Origin of the sequence: Clostridium aciditolerans (genome assembly GCF_016316925.1) — a bacterium.
In the GTDB taxonomy this organism is placed as follows: Bacteria; Bacillota; Clostridia; order Clostridiales; family Clostridiaceae; genus Clostridium_AM; species Clostridium_AM aciditolerans.
On record NZ_JAEEGB010000008.1, the window covers coordinates 65176 to 85952 of the forward strand.

General features: G+C 32.0%; 14 protein-coding genes. 1 reads left to right on the forward strand and 13 read right to left on the reverse strand.

Translation table 11 applies throughout. The features are described from left to right. Positions 1–56 precede the first annotated feature (56 nt). Positions 57–1820: a single-stranded-DNA-specific exonuclease RecJ gene (recJ, locus tag I6U51_RS08505; protein ID WP_211142313.1), complete on the reverse strand. Its 1764-nt coding sequence runs from the start codon at positions 1818–1820 to the stop codon at positions 57–59. Positions 1821–2255: 435 nt separating this feature from the next. On the opposite strand from recJ, the gene I6U51_RS08510 reads away from it, so the two are divergent. Beyond that, positions 2256–3011, forward strand: coding sequence for a SagB/ThcOx family dehydrogenase (locus tag I6U51_RS08510; protein WP_211142255.1), 756 nt, complete (start codon positions 2256–2258; stop codon positions 3009–3011). 7 nt (positions 3012–3018) lie between these two features. On the opposite strand, the gene I6U51_RS08515 is transcribed toward I6U51_RS08510, so the two are convergent. The 12 genes from I6U51_RS08515 to I6U51_RS08570 all read right to left on the reverse strand — a co-directional run bounded on the left by I6U51_RS08515 (position 3019) and on the right by I6U51_RS08570 (position 20659). Beyond that, on the reverse strand, positions 3019–3234 hold the full coding sequence (locus I6U51_RS08515; RefSeq protein ID WP_178906361.1) for a heavy-metal-associated domain-containing protein: 216 nt from the start codon (positions 3232–3234) through the stop codon (positions 3019–3021). Between the two features lie 141 nt (positions 3235–3375). Continuing rightward, on the reverse strand, positions 3376–4602 hold the full coding sequence (locus tag I6U51_RS08520) for a M16 family metallopeptidase (protein WP_211142256.1): 1227 nt from the start codon (positions 4600–4602) through the stop codon (positions 3376–3378). A 205-nt stretch (positions 4603–4807) separates the two neighbouring features. After that, positions 4808–6649, reverse strand: coding sequence for an APC family permease (locus tag I6U51_RS08525; RefSeq protein ID WP_211142257.1), 1842 nt, complete (start codon positions 6647–6649; stop codon positions 4808–4810). A gap of 388 nt (positions 6650–7037) precedes the next feature. Continuing rightward, on the reverse strand, positions 7038–7283 hold the full coding sequence (locus tag I6U51_RS08530) for a DJ-1/PfpI family protein (RefSeq protein WP_246517191.1): 246 nt from the start codon (positions 7281–7283) through the stop codon (positions 7038–7040). Positions 7284–7480: 197 nt separating this feature from the next. Then, complete coding sequence (gene glpK, locus I6U51_RS08535) at positions 7481–8971, reverse strand: glycerol kinase GlpK (protein ID WP_211142258.1); 1491 nt, start codon at positions 8969–8971, stop codon at positions 7481–7483. 77 nt (positions 8972–9048) lie between these two features. Next, positions 9049–9609: a glycerol-3-phosphate responsive antiterminator gene (locus I6U51_RS08540; protein WP_211142315.1), complete on the reverse strand. Its 561-nt coding sequence runs from the start codon at positions 9607–9609 to the stop codon at positions 9049–9051. A 122-nt stretch (positions 9610–9731) separates the two neighbouring features. Further along, the gene (locus I6U51_RS08545; RefSeq protein ID WP_211142259.1) at positions 9732–10436 is read right to left on the reverse strand and encodes an MIP/aquaporin family protein; all 705 of its coding nucleotides are present in this window, start codon (positions 10434–10436) and stop codon (positions 9732–9734) included. A gap of 284 nt (positions 10437–10720) precedes the next feature. Then, positions 10721–13603, reverse strand: coding sequence for a DNA topoisomerase IV subunit A (locus I6U51_RS08550; RefSeq protein WP_211142260.1), 2883 nt, complete (start codon positions 13601–13603; stop codon positions 10721–10723). Positions 13604–13620: 17 nt separating this feature from the next. Further along, on the reverse strand, positions 13621–15576 hold the full coding sequence (locus I6U51_RS08555; protein ID WP_211142261.1) for a DNA gyrase/topoisomerase IV subunit B: 1956 nt from the start codon (positions 15574–15576) through the stop codon (positions 13621–13623). Positions 15577–15984: 408 nt separating this feature from the next. Then, positions 15985–17019, reverse strand: a complete 1035-nt coding sequence (gene mnmH, locus I6U51_RS08560; protein ID WP_211142262.1) for a tRNA 2-selenouridine(34) synthase MnmH — start codon at positions 17017–17019, stop codon at positions 15985–15987. A gap of 776 nt (positions 17020–17795) precedes the next feature. After that, positions 17796–19145, reverse strand: a complete 1350-nt coding sequence (locus tag I6U51_RS08565; RefSeq protein WP_211142263.1) for an APC family permease — start codon at positions 19143–19145, stop codon at positions 17796–17798. 152 nt (positions 19146–19297) lie between these two features. Beyond that, positions 19298–20659, reverse strand: coding sequence for a sigma-54-dependent transcriptional regulator (locus I6U51_RS08570; RefSeq protein WP_246517194.1), 1362 nt, complete (start codon positions 20657–20659; stop codon positions 19298–19300). Positions 20660–20777: the final 118 nt, after the last annotated feature.

Below are 20777 nucleotides of genomic sequence, written 5' to 3' on the forward strand. Positions count from 1 at the left end.
AAACTTTGTCATACAAAATAATAAGCCCCTTTGCCTGGGGCTTATGGGTATATAACCTAGTCTGCCAATCTAAAGTCCTTTACAATTAGCTGTAGATTTGTATTTCCGTTATACTCATTAATTGATGGTGAAAATATTAAATCCATTTTTATATTAGCAGGATTATTATTTAAAATATCCAGGAGCTTTTCTTCTCCATATGTATCCTCTATCAGTGTTTTAAATTTTTCTGCTCCATCAAAACATATGGCATCAATCTTTTCAAAGCTTCCTTGAGGTCTACAGTAAAGTTTAAGTATATTCTTCTCTTTTCCTATAAAATAAGCTCTAAATATGGTTACATTTTTTTCTGCAAAAATAGGTCCAGAGTTCCCCTTTCCAAAAGGTTCTAACTGCTCTATATCCTCAATTAATTTAAAGGTTATTTCATTTAACTTCAGCTGTTTATCTATTCTTATTTTAGGTATTGTATCTTCATTAGTGAGAATGCAGCTATCATTTAAAGCCTGTCTTAACTTATCTATATTTTCTTCTTTTATTGATAATCCAGCCGCTAAAGGATGCCCTCCAAACTTTTCAATTAGATCTTTGCATTTTATAAGTTCTTCGAACATATTATATTCCTCTATAGACCTGCCAGAACCCTTAGGCATTTTTTCACCTTGCGTTAGCACAATAGATGGAACATTATATTTTTCCTTAAGTCTTCCTGCCACTATTCCCGCTATACTTTCATGCACATCTGGCTTATACACAACTAAAACCTTATCATCTTTCATTTTAGAATTTTCTATTATGTCTATAATTTCATTTACACTTTCAATGGTCATGTTCTGTCTTTCTATATTTAAAGCATGAAGCTTTGTTGCAAGCTCTGATGCTCCTTTTTCATCTTTATGTAGTAAAAGTTGCAGCGCTAAATTAGCACTGTCCAATCTTCCTGTAGCATTAATACAAGGTCCTAACACAAAACCTATATGATAGGAACCTATTTTTTTGCCCTCTAGTGATGTTGCTTTTATTAATGCTTTTATTCCTATATTTTGAGTCTGGTTTATCATTTTCAATCCATTTTTAGCAATTATTCTATTTTCATCAACTAGATCTACAACATCGCATATTGTTCCTATAGCCGCATACTGCATAAAATCATAAGCTTCTTCTTTATTTATACCCATTTTTTCATAAAGTACCTGAGTAAACTTAAATGCAACTCCTGCTCCACACAGAGACTTGAAGGGATAACTGCAGTCTTTTTGTTTTGGATTTATTACAGCATCCGCTTGAGGAACTACAAATTCTCTTTGATTATTCTCAAGTTCTATAAAAGGTATATCATGATGGTCTGTAACTATAACACTCATGCCGAGCTCTTTGGCAAGTTTAATTTGCTCAATAGCTGAAATACCATTGTCACAAGTTATTAAAACTTCATATCCCTCTTCTTTTAACTGCTTTAAGCTTTCACTATTTATGCCATATCCTTCAGTAATTCTGTCTGGTATATGGTATTTTACGTTGGCTCCACATCTCAATAATGATGAATACAAAATATATGTGCTGATTATTCCATCTGCATCATAGTCTCCATAGACTACAATTTTTTTGTTATTTTTCAAAGCATTTATCATTATATCCGTGCCTTTGTCCATGTCCTTCATTAGCAGTGGATTATGCAAGTAGTCTATATCAGGATTCATAAATTTTCTTATATCTTCTTCTGTGTTTACATCTCTATTTACTAATATGGAAGCTATGATTTCGCTTACTCCAGTATTTTGTGATAATTTTTTAATATCAATTTTACTCCGTCTTAACATCCATTTACTATTTTTCAAGCAATTCACCTCTCTCTTTATATATTATACTATAAAAATAATAAGACGTATTATTTTTATCAGAGAACAATTGACAGAGGACAGTGGACAGTGAAGGTGAGTTTTCTTCCTTACGTCAGAAAACTAATTTATTTTTTAGGCTTGTTTTGCTAATGCAAAACATCACTAAATTAAGCAGACATCCAAAATCTGTGATTTTGAGATGGTCGCTTACTCCTGAGAAACAAAAGAGCAGGAGTTTCTTATAAATTAAAGATTTTTCGTAGTATAACGGAGAAAAATCCTCCTTCACTGTCCTCTGTCAATTGTCCTCTGTCCTCTGATAAAAAAATTGCTTCTCAATTTTTTTATTATGTTATAATATTAGTATAATTAGAAAAATACTGTAAAACAAAAATAGAAAGGTGGATGGTTTTTATGACTAAAGAAATATCAAAAAAATTTTTAAAGGCTGATGTGTTTAAGGAATTGGATACTATTGAAACAGATCAAGAAAAAGAATTACCCCAACCTCCTGTTCAAAAAAGTTGTTCACCTTCTTCAACTTTAATTGATCTAGTTTCTGTAGAAAATTTTAATTGCGGTCAGATGAACGTTTTAGATGTGTTGAAATGTAGAAAAACTAGACGTCTTTTTACAGATGAACAATTATCTTTAGAAGAGCTTTCATTTCTACTTTGGAGTGTTCAAGGCGTAAAAAAGATAGTTAATAAAGGATATGCTACATTAAGAACTGTACCTTCTGCAGGCGCTAGACACCCCTTCGAGACTTACTTAGCTATTTTAAAGGTAGAAGGTCTTAAAAGTGGCTTATATAGATATTTACCATTAGAACATAAGCTTTTATTTATAAATTCTATAGATGACCTTGATAAAAAACTTAGTTCTGCTACTTTTAATCAAAGATTTGTAGCTAAATCTGCAGTAACCTTCATATGGACTACAATACCTTACAGAACGGAATGGCGCTATGATATAGCTGCACCTAAACTTATAGCTCTCGATGCTGGCCATATGTGCGAAAATTTATATCTATCAGCAGAATCAATAAGCTCTGGTGTTTGTGCCATAGCTGCTTATGATCAAGGTAAAATAGATGAACTTTTAAATATAGACGGTGAAAATGAATTTACAGTTTATTTAGCCTCAGTTGGAAAAATAGAAAAGGTATAGTGCTTAGCTATACCTTTTCTATTTCAATTACTTTATATCCTGCATCATCTATTGCTTCTTTAATTTCATCATTCTTTAGGTTTGGATTGCTTTCTAAAAAAGCTGTTTTAGTTCTCACATCTACAGCTACTGATTTTACTCCGGGCAATTCCATTAAGGCACTGTGAATTTGCTTTACACAATTTTTACAGCTTATTCCTTCAACTGTTAGTATTCTTCTCATGTACATCACCCCTTATATCTTTAGATTTAATATATTTTACCCAATTTACCATATTATATAACCATAACCTAATGTATTTAATTATATTCTATCTATTTTTTAACACTTTGTAAAATAATTCTAAATATTTTTAATAAAAAGCTAATTCCCAGGAATCAATATCTGTATAGTCGGCTTATTAAGAACCTTATTAATAACCTTTAATATTTTTTCTTCATTAATATAATGCAACTCTGCTGCCTCATCATATACTTTTTTAGCCTCTCCATACATCAGCTCATAGGTAGTCAGTTCTTTGCAAAGCTGAATTGATTTTTCAAGTTTCAGTTGTCTTTTAAGTTTTATACCTCTACACAATAAATTTATTTTCTTCTCATTAAAATATCCTGTGCTATTTTTAATCTTATATATACTATCATCAACAATAGATAAAGTTCTATCTAAGTTTTTCTCTGAGGTTGCTATATTAATGGCAAAAAACTTTATACCTCTTTCATTTTTAATAAAGCTTCCTACATCATAAGCAAGGCCATTTTTTGTTCTTATCTCGTCAAACAATATGCTGCTTGTACCTTCTCCAAAAGCTGCATTAAATACACTTAATGCTTTTATTTCCTCTTCATCTAGATCATCAATATTATAAAGATATTGCAATTTAGCACCTTTTATATTGGAGATTTTCTCAGTAAATGTTCCATATTGATTGAATTCTCTTTCATCCTCTTCGATGTCGCAAAAGCTTTTTTCCCAATCCTTGAAATATTTTTCTACTACCAAAATTACATCTTCAAAGCTTAAAGAAGAACATACACTTATAACACAATTTTCAGGTGCATAGTATCTATCATAAAAATTTTTTATATCCTCTAAAGTAATAGCTCTTACACTTTCTTCTGTACCAATTATTAAATCTTTAATTCTTTTTTTATTAAAAGCATTACTTAATAAACTATCTTCACAATGTTGGTATACATCATCTTTCCATTCCTTAAGCTCTTCTAATATAATATTCATCTCTTCTTTAAATCCCTGCTCTGGGAAGGTAGCATTTAAAATCATATCAGAATAAAGCTCAAAGCCTCTTTCAAAATCCTGTGAAAGTGAGGTTCCATAATATATTACATAAGGAAAATTTGTCATTGCATTTTCAAATCCAAAAATCTCATCACAAAGTTCATTTATCTCTTTTTCAGTTCTATTCTTTGTTCCCTTTGATAACATGTGCTCTACAGCATGAGCAGTACCGAGCTTGAACCTACCGCTTTCCTCTAAAGCACCTGCATTGAAACCGATACAAAAGGATGTGATATCCGCCGCTCTATATTCATATATTAATTTTATTCCATTCTTCAATGTGTATTTTCGCATAACAACCTCCGAGTTCAACTTATATAATCAAATTTAATATCTAGCTCAATTATACTTTTCTTCTAAAGTAAAATAAAGAGGGCCTTTAGCCCTCTTTAATATATTTATATACCCTTTATCTATCCATATATAACTAAGCAGACATCTAAAATCTCTGATTTTCAGATGGTCGCTTACTCCTGCGAAGTAATGAGCAGGAGTTTCTTTAATAATCCTCAAGTATATATGGTATAGTTACCATAGCTATATTTCTTCTTTTTAAAAGCATTGTTCTAATAACTAGTGATGTTTGATTATGAAGTATATTTCCCCACCACGTAGTAGTTATAAACTGAGGCATTACCACAGTTACGGTATCCATAGGTCCTGCTGCATATTCTTCCGATTCAATAAACTTAACCAATGGACTTACAATATTTCTATATGGCGATTTTTTTACAACGATAGGAATACCTACACCATATTCATCCCATTTTTTTAGAAGTTTTGCGGTAGCTATATCATCAACGGATACGTGGAAAAGTATTATGTTGTCAGATATAGTTCTCGCATAGTTTAATGCCTTTAAGAATGATTTATTTAAAGTATCAATTGGAACTATAACATATTTTTTTTGTTCTGCAAGATCTACATACTTTGGTCTTTCACATATATCTAATTTTAATTGTTCTGCAACTTTTTCATAGTGATGTCTTATTTTTAACATTATTGTAACAAATATAGGCATCAATATACAAACAATCCAGGCGCCATGTACAAACTTAGTTATTCCAATTATTATAACAGTTACAAATGTTACTAACGCGCCCATACCATTAATTGCAGCCTTATGTCTCCAGCCTTTTTCTTTTGTTCTAAACCATCTTGTTAACATACCAGTCTGAGACAATGTAAAAGATATAAATACTCCAACAGCATATAGCGGCATCAAAAGGTGAGTTTCTCCTCTAAATAAAATAACCAAAATTGACGCCATGAAAGCTAAAACTATAATTCCATTAGAAAAACCTAATCTTTTACCTCTTTTAGTAAACTGTCTTGGTACATATCCATCCTTAGCCATAAGTGCTAAAAGCAATGGAAGCCCTGCAAAAGCAGTATTCGCAGCCATTATCAATATAATTGCCGTAGTTGCTTGAATTACATAGAACATAAAGCCTGAACCAAAAACCTGCGAAGATATTTGTGCTATTACTGTAACCTCTGTGCTAGGTATCGCATGGTATAAAGTTGCCAGATATGATAATCCACCAAATATAAGCAGTACTACAAGTGCAAGCAGTCCTAAAACTTTTTTTGCATTTTTTTGTGCTGGATCTTTAAAGCTTGGAATACCATTACTAACTGCTTCAATTCCCGTTAAGGCTGTACACCCAGAAGCAAAAGCCCTAAGGAATAAAAATAGAGTTATATCTCCTGTAGCTTTTGGTATTGAATACATTGCATGAGGAGTGTATCCCAATATATATACCTTAACTATTCCTATTACTATCATAGCTAAAACAGATATCATAAATAAGTAAGTAGGAATACCAAATATCTTAGAAGATTCTCTTATTCCCCTAAGATTTCCTATAGTTAATAATATTATAAAACCAATTGTTATAGATATCTTATGCGGTAAAAGTGACGGAAATGCCGATGTTATAGCTGCTGTTCCCGCACTAGTACTTACTGCAACAGTTAGAATATAATCTATAGTAAGTGATGCTCCTGCTGTAAGACCTGGTATAGTTCCAAGGTTGTCCTTTGCAACTATATAAGCTCCACCACCATTAGGATAGTTATCAATTGTTTGTCTGTAAGAAAATACTAATAAAAACATTAAAAATACTATACACAGTGCTGCATAAAACATATATTTGTAGGACATCAATCCTAATATAGGAACAAGTACCCACAATATTTCCTCACCTGCATAGGCTACAGATGATATAGCATCACTGGATAAAATAGGTAGTCCCCAAAATACATTAAACTTTTCATCTTTAAGCTCGTCTGTTTTAAGAGTTCTACCTATAAGCAATCTTCCTAATTTTAATTCCATTTTTTCCACACCTCAAAAGTAAATTTTTTATAAATTTTATAGGCATGGAATGATTATATATTATCCTACAGTTTTATCATAACTTTATATCCGTATATTTTTCACTGTTTTTAGTTGATATTTCGCATTTTTTAGATATAGGATTTATTTTTAGGTACTTTTTCTTTAAGATTCTTCTTATAGATTCATAGTAAGCATTTTAGAAATTATCATACTATTCTAAATAAATAGTATGATGAATAATTAATTATACATTTATTCTAGTTATACATTTAGTATTGCAAACAAACTAAACACCATCAAACTCATAATGAATTATGATGGTGTTTTTTTATATTTTATGAATAAAGTTACATTATTTTATTCTTTTTTCAAAGTTATTTTGAATTTATATAAATTTACTCTCTACAAAATTAACTAGCATAGCTTCTTTCAAGTTTTTAACTGTTTCTTCACTAGCAAGGTTTTCTAATATTTTAAAAGCAAAGTATATAGCTGTAGCTGGTCCTCTGCTTGTGATAATATTTTTATCCTGCACAACTATTTCCTCGCAATATAATTCTGTGCCTAATTCATTTTCAAAGCCTGGATAAGAGGTAGCTTTCTTGTCATTGAGTATACCTGCTTTTCCCAAAACAAATGGATCGATGTTTCGCCTTAGCGAAACGAGCTTAAAAATATAATAGTTTTCTGACGTAAGGAAGAAAACTCACCTTCACTGTCCTCTGTTCTCTGTCAATTGTCCTCTAATAAAAGATACTATAATCTAAGTTGGCATTTTCTATAGAAGAAAAAAATTGAGAGTTGACACTGTCAACTCTCAACTAAAAACTATTTCGCCCATCCCATAGATCTGTTTACTGCTTCATGCCATCCTTTTAATAATTCAGTTCTTCTTTCATCCTCCATATTAGGCTCGAAATTCTTAGAAACAGCCCAATTTGTAGCTACATCATCTTTGTCTTTCCAGTATCCTACTGCGATACCTGCAAGGTATGCTGCTCCTAATGCAGTTGTTTCTATAACTTCTGGTCTGTCAACCTGTACACCTAATATATCTGATTGGAACTGCATCAAGAAGTCATTTGCGCAAGCTCCTCCATCTACTTTTAAAGCTTTTAATTCTATGCCTGAATCCTCCTGCATAGCTTTTAAAACATCATAAGTTTGATATGCTAATGATTCTACTGTAGCTCTTATAAAATGCTCTTTCTTTGTTCCTCTTGTTAAGCCTACGATAGTTCCTCTTGCATATTGATCCCAATATGGAGCTCCGAGTCCAACAAAGGCTGGTACTAAATAAACTCCATTTGTATCCTCTACTGCTGTACAATATTTTTCTGATTCTGGAGCTGATTTTATCATTCTAAGCTCATCTCTAAGCCATTGAATTGAAGCTCCACCTATAAATATACTTCCTTCAAGAGCATATTCTACTTTCCCATCTATACCAACAGCTATGGTTGTTAAAAGACCATTTTTAGATTCAACAGCTTTTTCTCCTGTATTCATAAGAAGGAAGCAGCCTGTACCATAAGTATTTTTAGCAGTACCTGGTTTAAAACAAGTTTGACCAAATAATGCTGCTTGTTGATCTCCTGCATCTCCTGCTATTGGAATTGATGCATTAAATAATGCCTTGTCAGTATCACCATACACACAACTTGATGGCTTTACCTCTGGAAGCATTGACTCTGGTATATCTAATTCTTTTAATAATTCCTTGTCCCACTTTAATTCATGTATATTATAAAGCATTGTTCTTGATGCATTTGTGTAATCAGTCACATGTACTTTTCCCTTTGTTAGGTTCCATATAAGCCAAGTATCTATATTACCAAAAACTAAGTTTCCTGCTTCAGCTTCTTTTCTTGCTCCTGGTACATTGTCAAGTATCCACTTTACTTTTGTTCCTGAGAAATATGCATCTAAAACTAATCCTGTTTTTTCCTTAACTACTTTATCAAAACCTTTTTCTCTTAATTCATCACACATGTTAGCTGTTCTTCTACACTGCCATACTATTGCATTATAAACTGGAAGACCAGTTCTTCTATCCCATACTACAGTTGTTTCTCTTTGATTAGTAATACCTATAGCTTCTATATCAGTTGCTTCTATATTTGCCTTTAATAATGCCTCTGTTGCAACACTAAATTGAGTAGCCCATATTTCCATTGGGTCATGTTCAACCCAACCTGCTTCTGGATATATTTGCTTAAATTCTTTTTGAGCCACACTTACAACTAGTCCTTTTTTATTGAATATAATACATCTTGAGCTTGTAGTTCCTTGATCCAATGCCATTATATATTTTGCCATAATAATTATCCTCCCTTTAATCAACTAACAAAAATTTAATAAAGGTTTACACTTCATAGATTAAATTTTAATGAAGTTTATAATTCCCACAATTTTTTTTCAGTAGTAGATATAGCTAACGCTCCTGCTGCCAATGAATCCATAACATCTTTCTTTTCTTTTATAAGACCACCTGCTATAATAAATGAGTTAACTTCCTTTTCTAAAAAACTTATTATTTTCGTTGCAATACCAGGCATAACTTCTACAGCAGTTGGTTTTGTCTCTCGAATATTTTTTATCCCTGTTTTTAAAGATAATGAATCTATTATAAAAATCCTTTGAATAGTATATAATCCAAGGTGGTTTCCACATTTGATGTTCGAAGCTTTAGTGCTTATTATACCATCTGGATTAGCATATTCTTTTATATACTTAACTCCTGCCGAATCTCCTCTTAATCCTTCAATAAGATCTATGTGTATAAAAACAATTTTCCCCTTTTCCTTAAGTCTTGCACATACTTTAGAAATATTGATGATATCCCCATATAGTATAAATACAATAGCAGCATTACTGTACAAAACCTTCTCTAAATCCTCATCACTGCTTATAGCTGCTATTACTGGATTTTCTACTAAACTTTCTTTTAAATTAATCATAGTCAAGACTCCTTTAAGTTGTTATATTTTTGGTAACATTTTTATTTTACCATTTTTTAGCATCCCATTCAAGGAGAATAGTGTCTCTTTTGTCCATAGCTTTTTAGAGGAGTATATTATTAGAATATAGCTACGAATAAAAATGCACCAACTAATGCACCAACTATTGGACCTAAAACTGGAACCCAGGAATATCCCCAATCAGAATCACCTTTACCAGCTATAGGTAATATCGCATGAGCTATTCTTGGTCCTAAATCTCTAGCAGGATTTAATGCATATCCTGTAGGTCCACCTAATGAAAGACCTAATGCCCAAATCAAATTACCTACAAACATAGTTCCAAGTCCTGGAGCTACTTTTTGAGCACCTAATCCAAGTATAGCAAATACTAATAAAAAAGTAGCAATTACTTCAGTTACAAAGTTTGATGGTAGGCTTCTAATTGCAGGGCCTGTACAGAATACAGCTAGCTTTCCAGCTTTATCTTCAGTTTCTTTCCAATGTGGTAGATAAGTTATCCATACTAAGATTGCGCCAAAAATTGCACCTAGCATTTGTGCTGTTACATAAGTACCAACCTCACTCCAAGGAAACTTTCCAATGGCAGCTAGTCCTATTGTCAAAGCTGGGTTAAAGTGTGCTCCACTTATTCCTCCAAATATGACTGCAGGAAGAAGAACAGCAAAGGACCAGCCAGCAGTTATAACAATCCATCCTGAATTCTGTCCTTTAGTTTTGTTTAATACACAGTTTGCAACAACGCCATCACCTAGAAGAATTAAGATAGCAGTCCCCATAAACTCGGCCATAAAATGTGACATGTTATTACCTCCCAAACATAATTTTGTTTTGTAACCCTGATTTGTAACCGGTTACACTGAGTTTTGCAAAAATCTAAGTATAGCTACAAGATGTAAAAAAAGCCACGTCAAAAAAAGTTATTTAAACTCTTTTAAACGCGGCTCTCTAATCTCTGCCTACTTAATATTTTTTTTGTAATTTTATTATACAGCAAGATTTTACTAATTACAATTAGTAAATAAAAGTTAAATAATTAACTTAGTTCATAGTCATATTATGACTTTTATGCTTATATAATATTAAGTTATTTCATTTCTACTTTCTTTACATAATCATCCATAACAATCATCATCATAGGCTTTCCTCTTCCGGCTCTGTTTTGTGATTTTATATCACTAACGTTTACTTTTTCTTCGTTACTCTTTAATGATTTTACTATGATATTTTTATTTAAATCTTTTTTATCCTTTAACAATGATGCATATACTACTTCATCATCTTCCTTAAGGCTTATACCTGTAACACCGGAAGCTATTTTTCCCATGTAATTTACACTATCTCCATCAAACCTTATGCACATTGCTTTCTTAGTTATCAAAATTACCTCTTCATTACATTCTTTATTGAATTGAACATTTATTAAAATATCTTTTTCGTTTTTAAATTTATACCCAATAGTTGAAAGATATTCTCCTTCAAATTCGCCTAATGGAGTTTTCTTTACCATACCCTTTTTAGTAAAGAAATATATACTTGTTTCTTCTTTAAAGTTTTCTACTGAAATAATGTCAATTATATTGTTTTTGTTTATGTCATCCCAAAGTTCAGTTATATTTATTCCGGTTTGCCCTATATTCTGAAGCATTATTGCCGGTATCGAATACACAACTCCATCCTCTGAAAAAACTAAAATTTTTGATGAAGAATTGGTTAGAGTGTTTATTCCTCTGCCGCCTTTTGACTCATCTAGAGCTTTAATTGTTCCCATTTTATCAATACATATATTAAAGCTTTTGTGTGAGAACTCCTCTGTAAATTCTACACTCATTACCTTATCCTTTGAACATAGATTAAAAACTTGAGTACTCATTATATTTCTATCTGCAACCTCTAGTTTAGGCTCTTTTATAGTAAAGCATAAACCTAACTCTGTTTTGATGTTTATAAATCTCTCTTCTCTATCTCTTTCTACATATTTAGCATCTATAAGTTCTTCTGTATTTTTTAATTTTAAGGCCATGATTTTAGTATAATTTGTATTAAATTTGCTTATCTCTGTCTTTTTCATGGCTCCACTGCTTGTAAATAATATAAAATCCTTATTCTCATTTAGATTATCGATGCTGTGAACTGCTATGATTTTTTCTTCATTAAGATCAAGTCCTCGTATTATACTATCTAGTCTTTCGCCTTTTTCTTTCCATTTAAATTCAGGAATATTAATTCCCTTAGTTTGATACATATTCCCTTTATCAGTAAAGAACATTAAAATATCTTTTGTATTTGAATTAATAATGTATCTATTAAAATCCCCTTCTCTATACTCTATGTCACTTACTTCTGCATTGGAACGATTATAAGTTTTGAGAGGGATTCTTTTAATGAAACCTTCATTTGACATTGTTATAACAATGTCCTCTTCTATTATAAGTTCTTCCACATCTATTTTTGCCTCTTCATCATTTTCTACTACGGCAGTTTTTCTTGCACCTGCATACTTTTCCTTTATTTCTAGAAGCTCTTTCTTTATTACTTTAAAAAGCTCTTTTTCGCTTCCTAGTATTTTATTAAGCCTTTTTATTTCTTTTTCCAGCTCTTTATATTCCTTTTCAAAGGCTACAATCTCAAGTCCAGTAAGTCTATAAAGCATAAGCTCTAATATAGCTTCTGTCTGAATTTCCGTGAATCCAAACTTCTCCATAAGATTTTTACTAGCATCTTTTTTTGACTTTGAAGCCCTTATGGTTTCTATAATTTCATCCATTATGCCTATTGCTTTAATAAATCCCTCAACAATGTGAAATCTTTTTGAGGCTATCATAAGTTCTCTTTCTGTTCTTTTTGTAACAACTTCTTTCTGATAATTTACATAATGATGAAGTATAGATTTTAATCCCAATGTTTGAGGTTTTCCATCAGCTAGTGCAACCATATTAAAAGAAATATTGCACTGCAGGTCAGTTCTTTTAAATAAGTACTTAAGAACCTTATCTACCATATCCTCTTCTATAGACTTTTTAAACTCTATTACTGCTCTAACTCCAGTTCTATCAGATTCATCTCTAATATCCGAAATTGCTTCTAAGGCTTTAGAATGCTTTTTATCTGCAGTCATTTCAGAAATAGTTTGAAGCAGCTTTGCTTTACTTCTTCTATATGGAAACTCGGTAATTACTATACCTAATCTGCCATTCTCTAGTCTTTCAATAGAAGTTTTCGCTCTTAATGTAACTCTACCCTCTCCAGTTTCATAGGCAGATATAAGAGAATTCTTTCCTATTATAATACCGCCTGTTGGGAGGTCTGGCCCCTTAACATAATTCATAATCTCTTTAGTAGTTATTTCTGGATTGTCGATGTAAGCAATAGACGCATCTATTGTTTCTCCTAAATTATGTGGTGGTATATTAGTGGCAAGACCTACAGCTATACCAAAAGCTCCATTAACAAGCAAATTTGGATATCTTACTGGTAATACCTCCGGTTCTTTTTCAGACCCTGAGTAGTTATCCACCATGTTAACTACTCCTTTTTCTATGTCTCTTATCATTTCCATTGCAATAGGCGTAAGTTTTGCCTCTGTGTAACGCATAGCCGCTGCGTTATCTCCATCTTGAGAACCCCAATTTCCCTGTCCATCAATTAGTGGTTCTCTAGTTGTAAAATCCTGAGCTAGTATTACCATAGCATCATAAACAGAGGTATCTCCATGTGGGTGATATTTACCTAATATATCCCCTACTATTCTTGCTGACTTATAATATGGTCTGTCTGGAAATGCTTTAAGCATGTATGACCCATATATTATTCTTCTATGCACAGGCTTTAATCCATCACGTACGTCAGGCAGTGCTCTATCCTTAGCTACCTCTACTGCATATGGAAGATAGTTGTCTGGCATAGCTTCTTCAATAGATATTTTAATTATATTTTTATCACTTGGAATACTTGTTTGTTTTTTAGCCATTACCTAACCCCCTCTCCCTAGAATTCCGCATACTTATACATATAGTTTTTTCTTGGTGCTACTACATCTCCCATAAGCAGTGATACCATTTTTTCTGCCTTAGCTGCATCTTCTATTGTAATCTGATGCAGAGTTCTTGTTTCTGGATTTAGTGTAGTTTCCCAAAGCTGCTGAGGGTTCATTTCTCCAAGACCTTTATACCTTTGAAGCAGTGCGCCTTTTCCTACCTCTTTTTTTACTTTTTCTAGTTCATCATCACTATAAGCATATTTCACAATTTCTCCACCTTTTCCTTGCTTATATACTTTATATAAAGGTGGCTGTGCTAAATAAAGATGTCCATTAGCTATTATTGATCTCATATACCTATAGATGTATGTCATCCATAATGTTCTAATATGATATCCATCCACATCAGCATCTGACATTATTATTATCTTATCATATTTTAAATCATCTTCCTTATAGTTATCTAAAACTCCAGTGCCTATAGCTGTATTGAATATCTTAAGCTCCTCACTTCCAAGTACATTTTCGAGCTTCTGCTTTTCAGTATTCATTATTTTACCTTTAGAAGGCATTATAGTCTGGAATCTTCTGTCTCTAGCCTGCTTTGCAGAGCCTCCTGCAGAATCCCCCTCAACTACAATAAATTCACAAACGGTAGGATCTTTCATAGTACATACCGCTATTTTTCCTGCTAGCGGGGCAGTACCTTTTCCTATTTTCTTTTTTTCCGCTTCATTTATCTTTTTAATCTTTTCACGTCTTGCAGCTGCATCTAAGGCATTATTTATCATAGATGCTGCAGTGTCCTTGTTATCTTCTATCCACTCAGAAAATTTAGTATAAGCTAAATCGTTCATCATGGTATAGGCTTCTGTATTTCCAAGCTTAGTTTTAGTCTGACCTTCAAATATAGGATTACTTATTTTAATTCTGACTATAGCAGTCATTCCTTCTCTTAAGTCATCTCCTTCAAAGTCCTTATCCTTCTCTTTTACCAAATTAAGCTTTTTAGCCCATTCCTTAAAGGCCCTAGTCATGCCGGTTTTAAAACCGCTTTCATGAGTTCCTGATTCCGTAGTTGGAATATTATTTACGTAACTTGCAATATATTCTGTAGTAGAGTCAGTGAACTGAACACATACCTCACCATACATGTTTAAACCATTTACTTCTCTTTCTCCATCGAATAAAATAGGTGGGTTATGAAGCGGCGTTTTGCTTTCATTTAGATAATCTATAAAATCCAGCAGTCCTCTTTCAGAATGATACTCTTTTTCCACTACTTCATCTTTTCTATTGTCAATTAATTTTAACGTTATTCCTTTATTTTGAAATGCTAATTCTTGAAGTCTTTCATCTATAACCTCAAATTTAAAATCTGTAACAGAAAAAACATCTTTATCAGGCATAAAAGTTACTTTTGTACCTGTCTCTTTAGTATTTCCTACAGCTTCTAATGATGTCACAGGAGTTCCTGGCATTTCTCTTTTCACAGTTCTATCATATGCATTCTCAAATCGCTGTTTATAGATACGCCCATTCTGTTTTACTTCTACCTCAAGCCATTTTGATAGTGCATTAACTACAGCAGCTCCAACACCGTGTAATCCTCCAGAAGTCTTATATACATCGTTGTTAAATTTTCCTCCTGTATGAAGTTCAGTAAACACCATTTCAACACCAGACTTTTTCTTAGTAGGGTGCATTCCAGTAGGTATTCCTCTTCCATTATCTACAATAGTTACAGTCTTATCTTTATTTAAAATAACAGCAGCACTATCCCCAAATCCATTTGATATTTCATCTATAGCATTGTCCAAAATTTCCCATATACAATGATGAAGTCCCTTAATTCCTGTAGAACCTATATACATTCCTGGTCTTACTCGAACCGGTTCTAGTTTTTCTAAGGAAGTTAAGGCTGTTACATCATAGACCTGTACTCTTTCCTCTTTTTGTTCCATCTGCTTCCTCCTTTTAGTGGTCACACTGGGTAATTCTGCTTGTTTCCCTTCGGGCACTGAATAACTTAACACGTTCGCCCCAGCTCACAAGTTATCCGTCAAAGTTCATTTAGAACTTTTACCTAGCAAAATTACCCGTTAAAGTCCATTTAGGACTTTAACCTCCAAATTTTATTTATCCTTATCCGTAGTATTCTTTGTTACCATGCTTACGATTATAACAAAAAACAAAAACAAAAACAAACGTTCTCATTCAAAGTTCAATATCTAACCTTAAAATCTCTCTAGGTTATCAATTATGAATTATACAATAATAGATCCTCTAATTCAAATGAACTAGAGGATTTAGGCACCTGAAAGAAAATAACTAGCCAGTATGCTAATCTATTTTCTTTCAGATGCCTTACATTAAAATTCTAAATTAGATTTTGCCCAATCAACTATTACATTACAAGTTTCATCTATATCTTTATGCTCTAAAGTTAATCGAAAGTCATACTTATTATTTTCATACATAGGATCATAGTATTTAATCATTAACTCTCTAATTACATATTCGTAATTTTTCTTACTTACTTCACCAATATACTTATCAATATTTTTTTCACTGATATATTTTCTCAATTTATTTAATGATTCTATAAGTTCTGAATTATCATTTTGAACATAATCAGCTAGTATATTTTTTACTCTTAAATCTATATCTGCAGTTACTTTTATATGCTCTCCACTTTTCATTGAGTCAAATATATAGTCTGGTATCATGATCTTTCCTATTCTTCGGCTTTCTCCTTCAACAAAAACAATGTTACTTTTTCTATTTTTTAATTTGTCATATACTAAACTTTCAAATTGCTTTTGACTATTTTGTTCGCCTAACCCTACACTTCCTAAAAGAGAACCTCTATGATTAGCATATCCCTCCAAGTCTAGTATATCATGCCCCTGTTCTTCTAATCTTTTTAGAATATTTGTCTTGCCAACCCCTGTATTCCCATGAATTACAACAAATTTAATATCCCTTACAGTACATGGGAGTTGCTCATTTATATAGGCTCTATAACCCTTATAACCCTTCTCTAACTTAAATGCACGTACACCAAGCGCTTCAACAAAGCCTACCACTGAGCTACTTCTCATACCACCTCTCGCACAGAAAAATACTAATCCTTTGTAATTCTTATTTAACTCGTTTATTTTATCATAAATGCCTGGCAAATTTTTAGAAGCAGCCTCTACTCCTATTTTCTTTGCCTTTTCGATGCTTTCCCTTACATAAACAGTTCCTATAAGCTCTCTCTGTTCATTTGTAAAAAGTGGAACATTAACTGCTCCTGGAATTGTTGATTCTGAAAACTCTTTGGGGCTTCTTACATCAACAAGAACATACTTATTTTCTATATCATTTTTTTCAACTTGTGAGTATTCTATAGTTTTTATCATAATCATTACCTCTATCTAATTTAGACTTTAAGATTAATTCACATTTACTATAAGCTTAGGCATCTTCAAGAAAATAATAAGTCAATATTCTAGTCTATTTTGCGTCATACTTCGTCGGCAGAACCCTTAGATAGGGTTCACTATCTGCGGAACCCACCTCCTTGCCTGACACAAAATATCCGTCGCATCTTTGACTTGTTATCTTCTTTCAGATGCCTTATCCAACGATTAAAGAACACCTTAATTTTAAAAAGGTGTCCTTCTATAAAATAAACTTATTAATGAAACTTTATCTATAAGAAAATTTTATTCATTTTATATTATATCACAGCAATATCTATTTTCAATCCTTTCACAACTTGATAATATCTAATAAAAAAAATTTCCAAACTATGATGTTTCTCTGTTATCATAGTTTGGAAATAAAATTATTAGGAGTGTTTTAAAAAATTCAATTATATTTTATTATTTTTAATTCAATCAATTCAATTCACATTTAATTCAATCTTATTTTTAAATTGTAGGGAAAAAGTTCATTTAATATTCAATCCGTTTTAATTCAATCAAATTTTAATATTAGGAAAAAATTTCTTATAGCTTATTTTATTCACTTTTATCAATTTAATATAACTTAATTTTATTTTATTTCAGTCTAATAGGCAGTATTATTTTCGCTCAATGCCATTTAGACATTTAATCTTAGTATTAAACCAAGAATACTATTTATATGGAAGAAGTTTGCCCCCTATTTTTTATGTAAGGATATTGATTTATCTTTACACAGCCGCCTTTTTTTCAGTTGAATCAGTTTTTTTGATATACATATATATAGGTAACCCTACTAATGTAAGTCCGATTCCAAATAATGCATTCATTGTTCCAGTAATAAGAGTACTTATTACAACATATAGTGCTCCAACTACACCTACTATAGGTATTATAGGGTACAATGGAACCTTATATGAATTTTCTGGTATTAGGTGTTTGAAATTTCTTCTTAATCTAAACACACCAGCTATACCAAGTATAAAGAATAACCACATAGCAAATGTAGCTAAATTAGTCAAAGTTTCAAAAGATCCTGATAGAGCATATACAGCAGCAAGCACACTTTGGAAAATAACCGCATTAGCAGGTGTTGAGGATTTTTCGCTTAACTTCCCAAAGAATCCTTTAAATATGAATAAGTTATCTACTGCCATAGCGTATGGCATTCTACCACCAGTCATTATAAATGCGCTTAGACATCCAGTAATTGAAATTAGTATACCAGCTGCGATAAGTTTTGCGCCCATTGGTCCAAATAATATTACTGAAGCATCAGAAGCTGCTTTTTTAGATGCTGCAACTTGCTCTACTGGCATAGTATTTATTATAGCTAAGTTAACACCTAAGTAAGCTATAGTTATTATAACCATTCCAAGTATTATAGCTTTAGGTAAATCCTTTGCAGGATTCTTCATTTCCTCTGCCATATTAGCTACTGCAATCCATCCTTCATAGGCAAATAAAACTCCTAAAAGTGCAGTACCAAAGCCTGCCCCAGTACTTACTGATGTTACAAATGGAGTAAACTCATGAACTTTACCCATAGTAAGACCACAAATAATAATTACAGCTATAGGCACAAGTTTTCCTATAGTAAATAAAGATGCAAACTTAGCTCCAAACTTTGTTGATACAATATTTACAATAGTAAGAAATATAATTAGTCCTACAGATACTGCCTTTTGTGCTGTTGGTGACAGGTCGATAAAGGTTGTACATTGTGTAGCAAATACTACAGCCAAAGCAGCACTCATTCCTGGATAATATATAACGGTCTGCATCCATCCAAGTAAAAATGCCCACTTTTCTCCATACAATTCCTTTAAATAAATAAATAATCCACCTGCCTTTGGAATAGCTGAACCTATTTCTGCAATTGTAAGCGCTCCAGCTACAGTAATTACACATCCAACTACCCAAGCAAGTATTCCAAGTCCTGGTGCCCCTGCATTTTTAAATACCGCTGCAGGCTTGAAAAATACTCCACTACCTATTACTATACCAACCACAAGCAATGTTGCCTGCATAAGGCTGATTTCTTTTTTTAAGGTAGTTGCTCCTTCTTTTGTTCCTTTCATAGTACATTCCCCCTTTTTTATTTATGCATTATTATATAAAGCAAATTACATGCCAATATATTTATATATCTTAAATGCCATAGATACGTGCATATAATAAAAAAGCTCATAATAAAAGTGAAATTTTCTTCACTTTTACTATGAAAAAAATTTCACTTGATGCTATGTTCTGCAATTTTATTAAATAATTGTCTTTTACTTATTTGAAGACATTCTGCTGCCTTGTTTAAACTTCCATCACACTCTTTCAGTACTTTGCTTATATAACCTTTTTCTGTATCCTTTCTAAATTCTCTCAAAGGTATTATCTCTTCTAAATTATCTGTATTTGCTATAGATATCTTTCTTCTCTCCGGCAAATCTTCAAATCTTACAATACCATTTTCTGATAGGACAACTAGTCTTTCAATTATATTTCTAAGTTCTCTTATATTTCCTGGGTAACTATAGGAAAGTAAAAAATCCATTACTCCCTGCTCTACACTATCAATTTTTTTCTTTTGTTCCTTTGCACATTTTTTAAGGAAAAACTCGATAAGCATATTTAAATCTTCTTTTCTTTCTCTTAGAGGAGGTACCTCTAATATTATAGTGTTAATTCTATAAAATAAATCTTCTCTAAAAGTACCTTCTTGAATAGCTTTTTCTATATTTTTATTAGTAGCAGAAACAAGCCTTAAATCTACATTTATACTCTTATTGCTTCCTATCATTTCAATAGTTCTTGTTTCTAAGACTCTTAAAAGTTTTATCTGAACACTTACAGGCATTTCTCCAATTTCATCTAAAAATAGTGTTCCTCCATTAGCCTGTTGAAATCTTCCTATTCTTCTCTCAATAGCCCCAGTAAAAGATCCTTTCTCGTGTCCAAAAAGTTCCGATTCTAACAAATTTTCAGATAATGCTTGGCAATTTACAGCGACAAAATGACCTTCTTGCCTATCACTAGTCTGGTGTATGTACCTGGCTAATACTTCTTTTCCTACTCCAGATTCACCGGTTATTAATATATTTACATTACTTTTAGAGGCTTTACGAATTATATTAAGAATATTTCTGTACTTTTCATTATAGGTCTGCAATATATAATTATTATCATTTTGCTGATCTCTAAAAAAGTCGTTATCACTTTTAAGCCTCCAGAACTTTCTTATCTTTTCAATTTCCAATAATAGCTCTTCTGGCTTATTGTTTCTTACAAAGTAGCTAAAAGCTCCCTTTTTCATTGCTTGTACAGCATTTTCAATGGAGCCATAATTAGTTACTATTATAACCTCAATATCTGGATAATCTTTTTTTACTCTATCCATTAATTCAATGCCGTCCATCCCAGGCATTTTTAATCCAGTTATAACTAAGTTGAAATTTTCTTCTTTCAGCTTTTTTACTGCCTCCATACCAGATAAAGCCTGTTGTGAATTATAACCTTTTTCATCCAATAATTGTCTCATAGTATCTAAATAATCTACTTCATCATCTACATGCAATATTTTAAAGTTATCTTCGCAGTTCAAAATATCATCCCCTATATGTCTAATAATTCATCTATTTATTATATTATGTCATATTTTTTAGATAATTGCATTTACTTCTCACTTACTTTCATACTTTTTTACTTTATTCCTATTAATA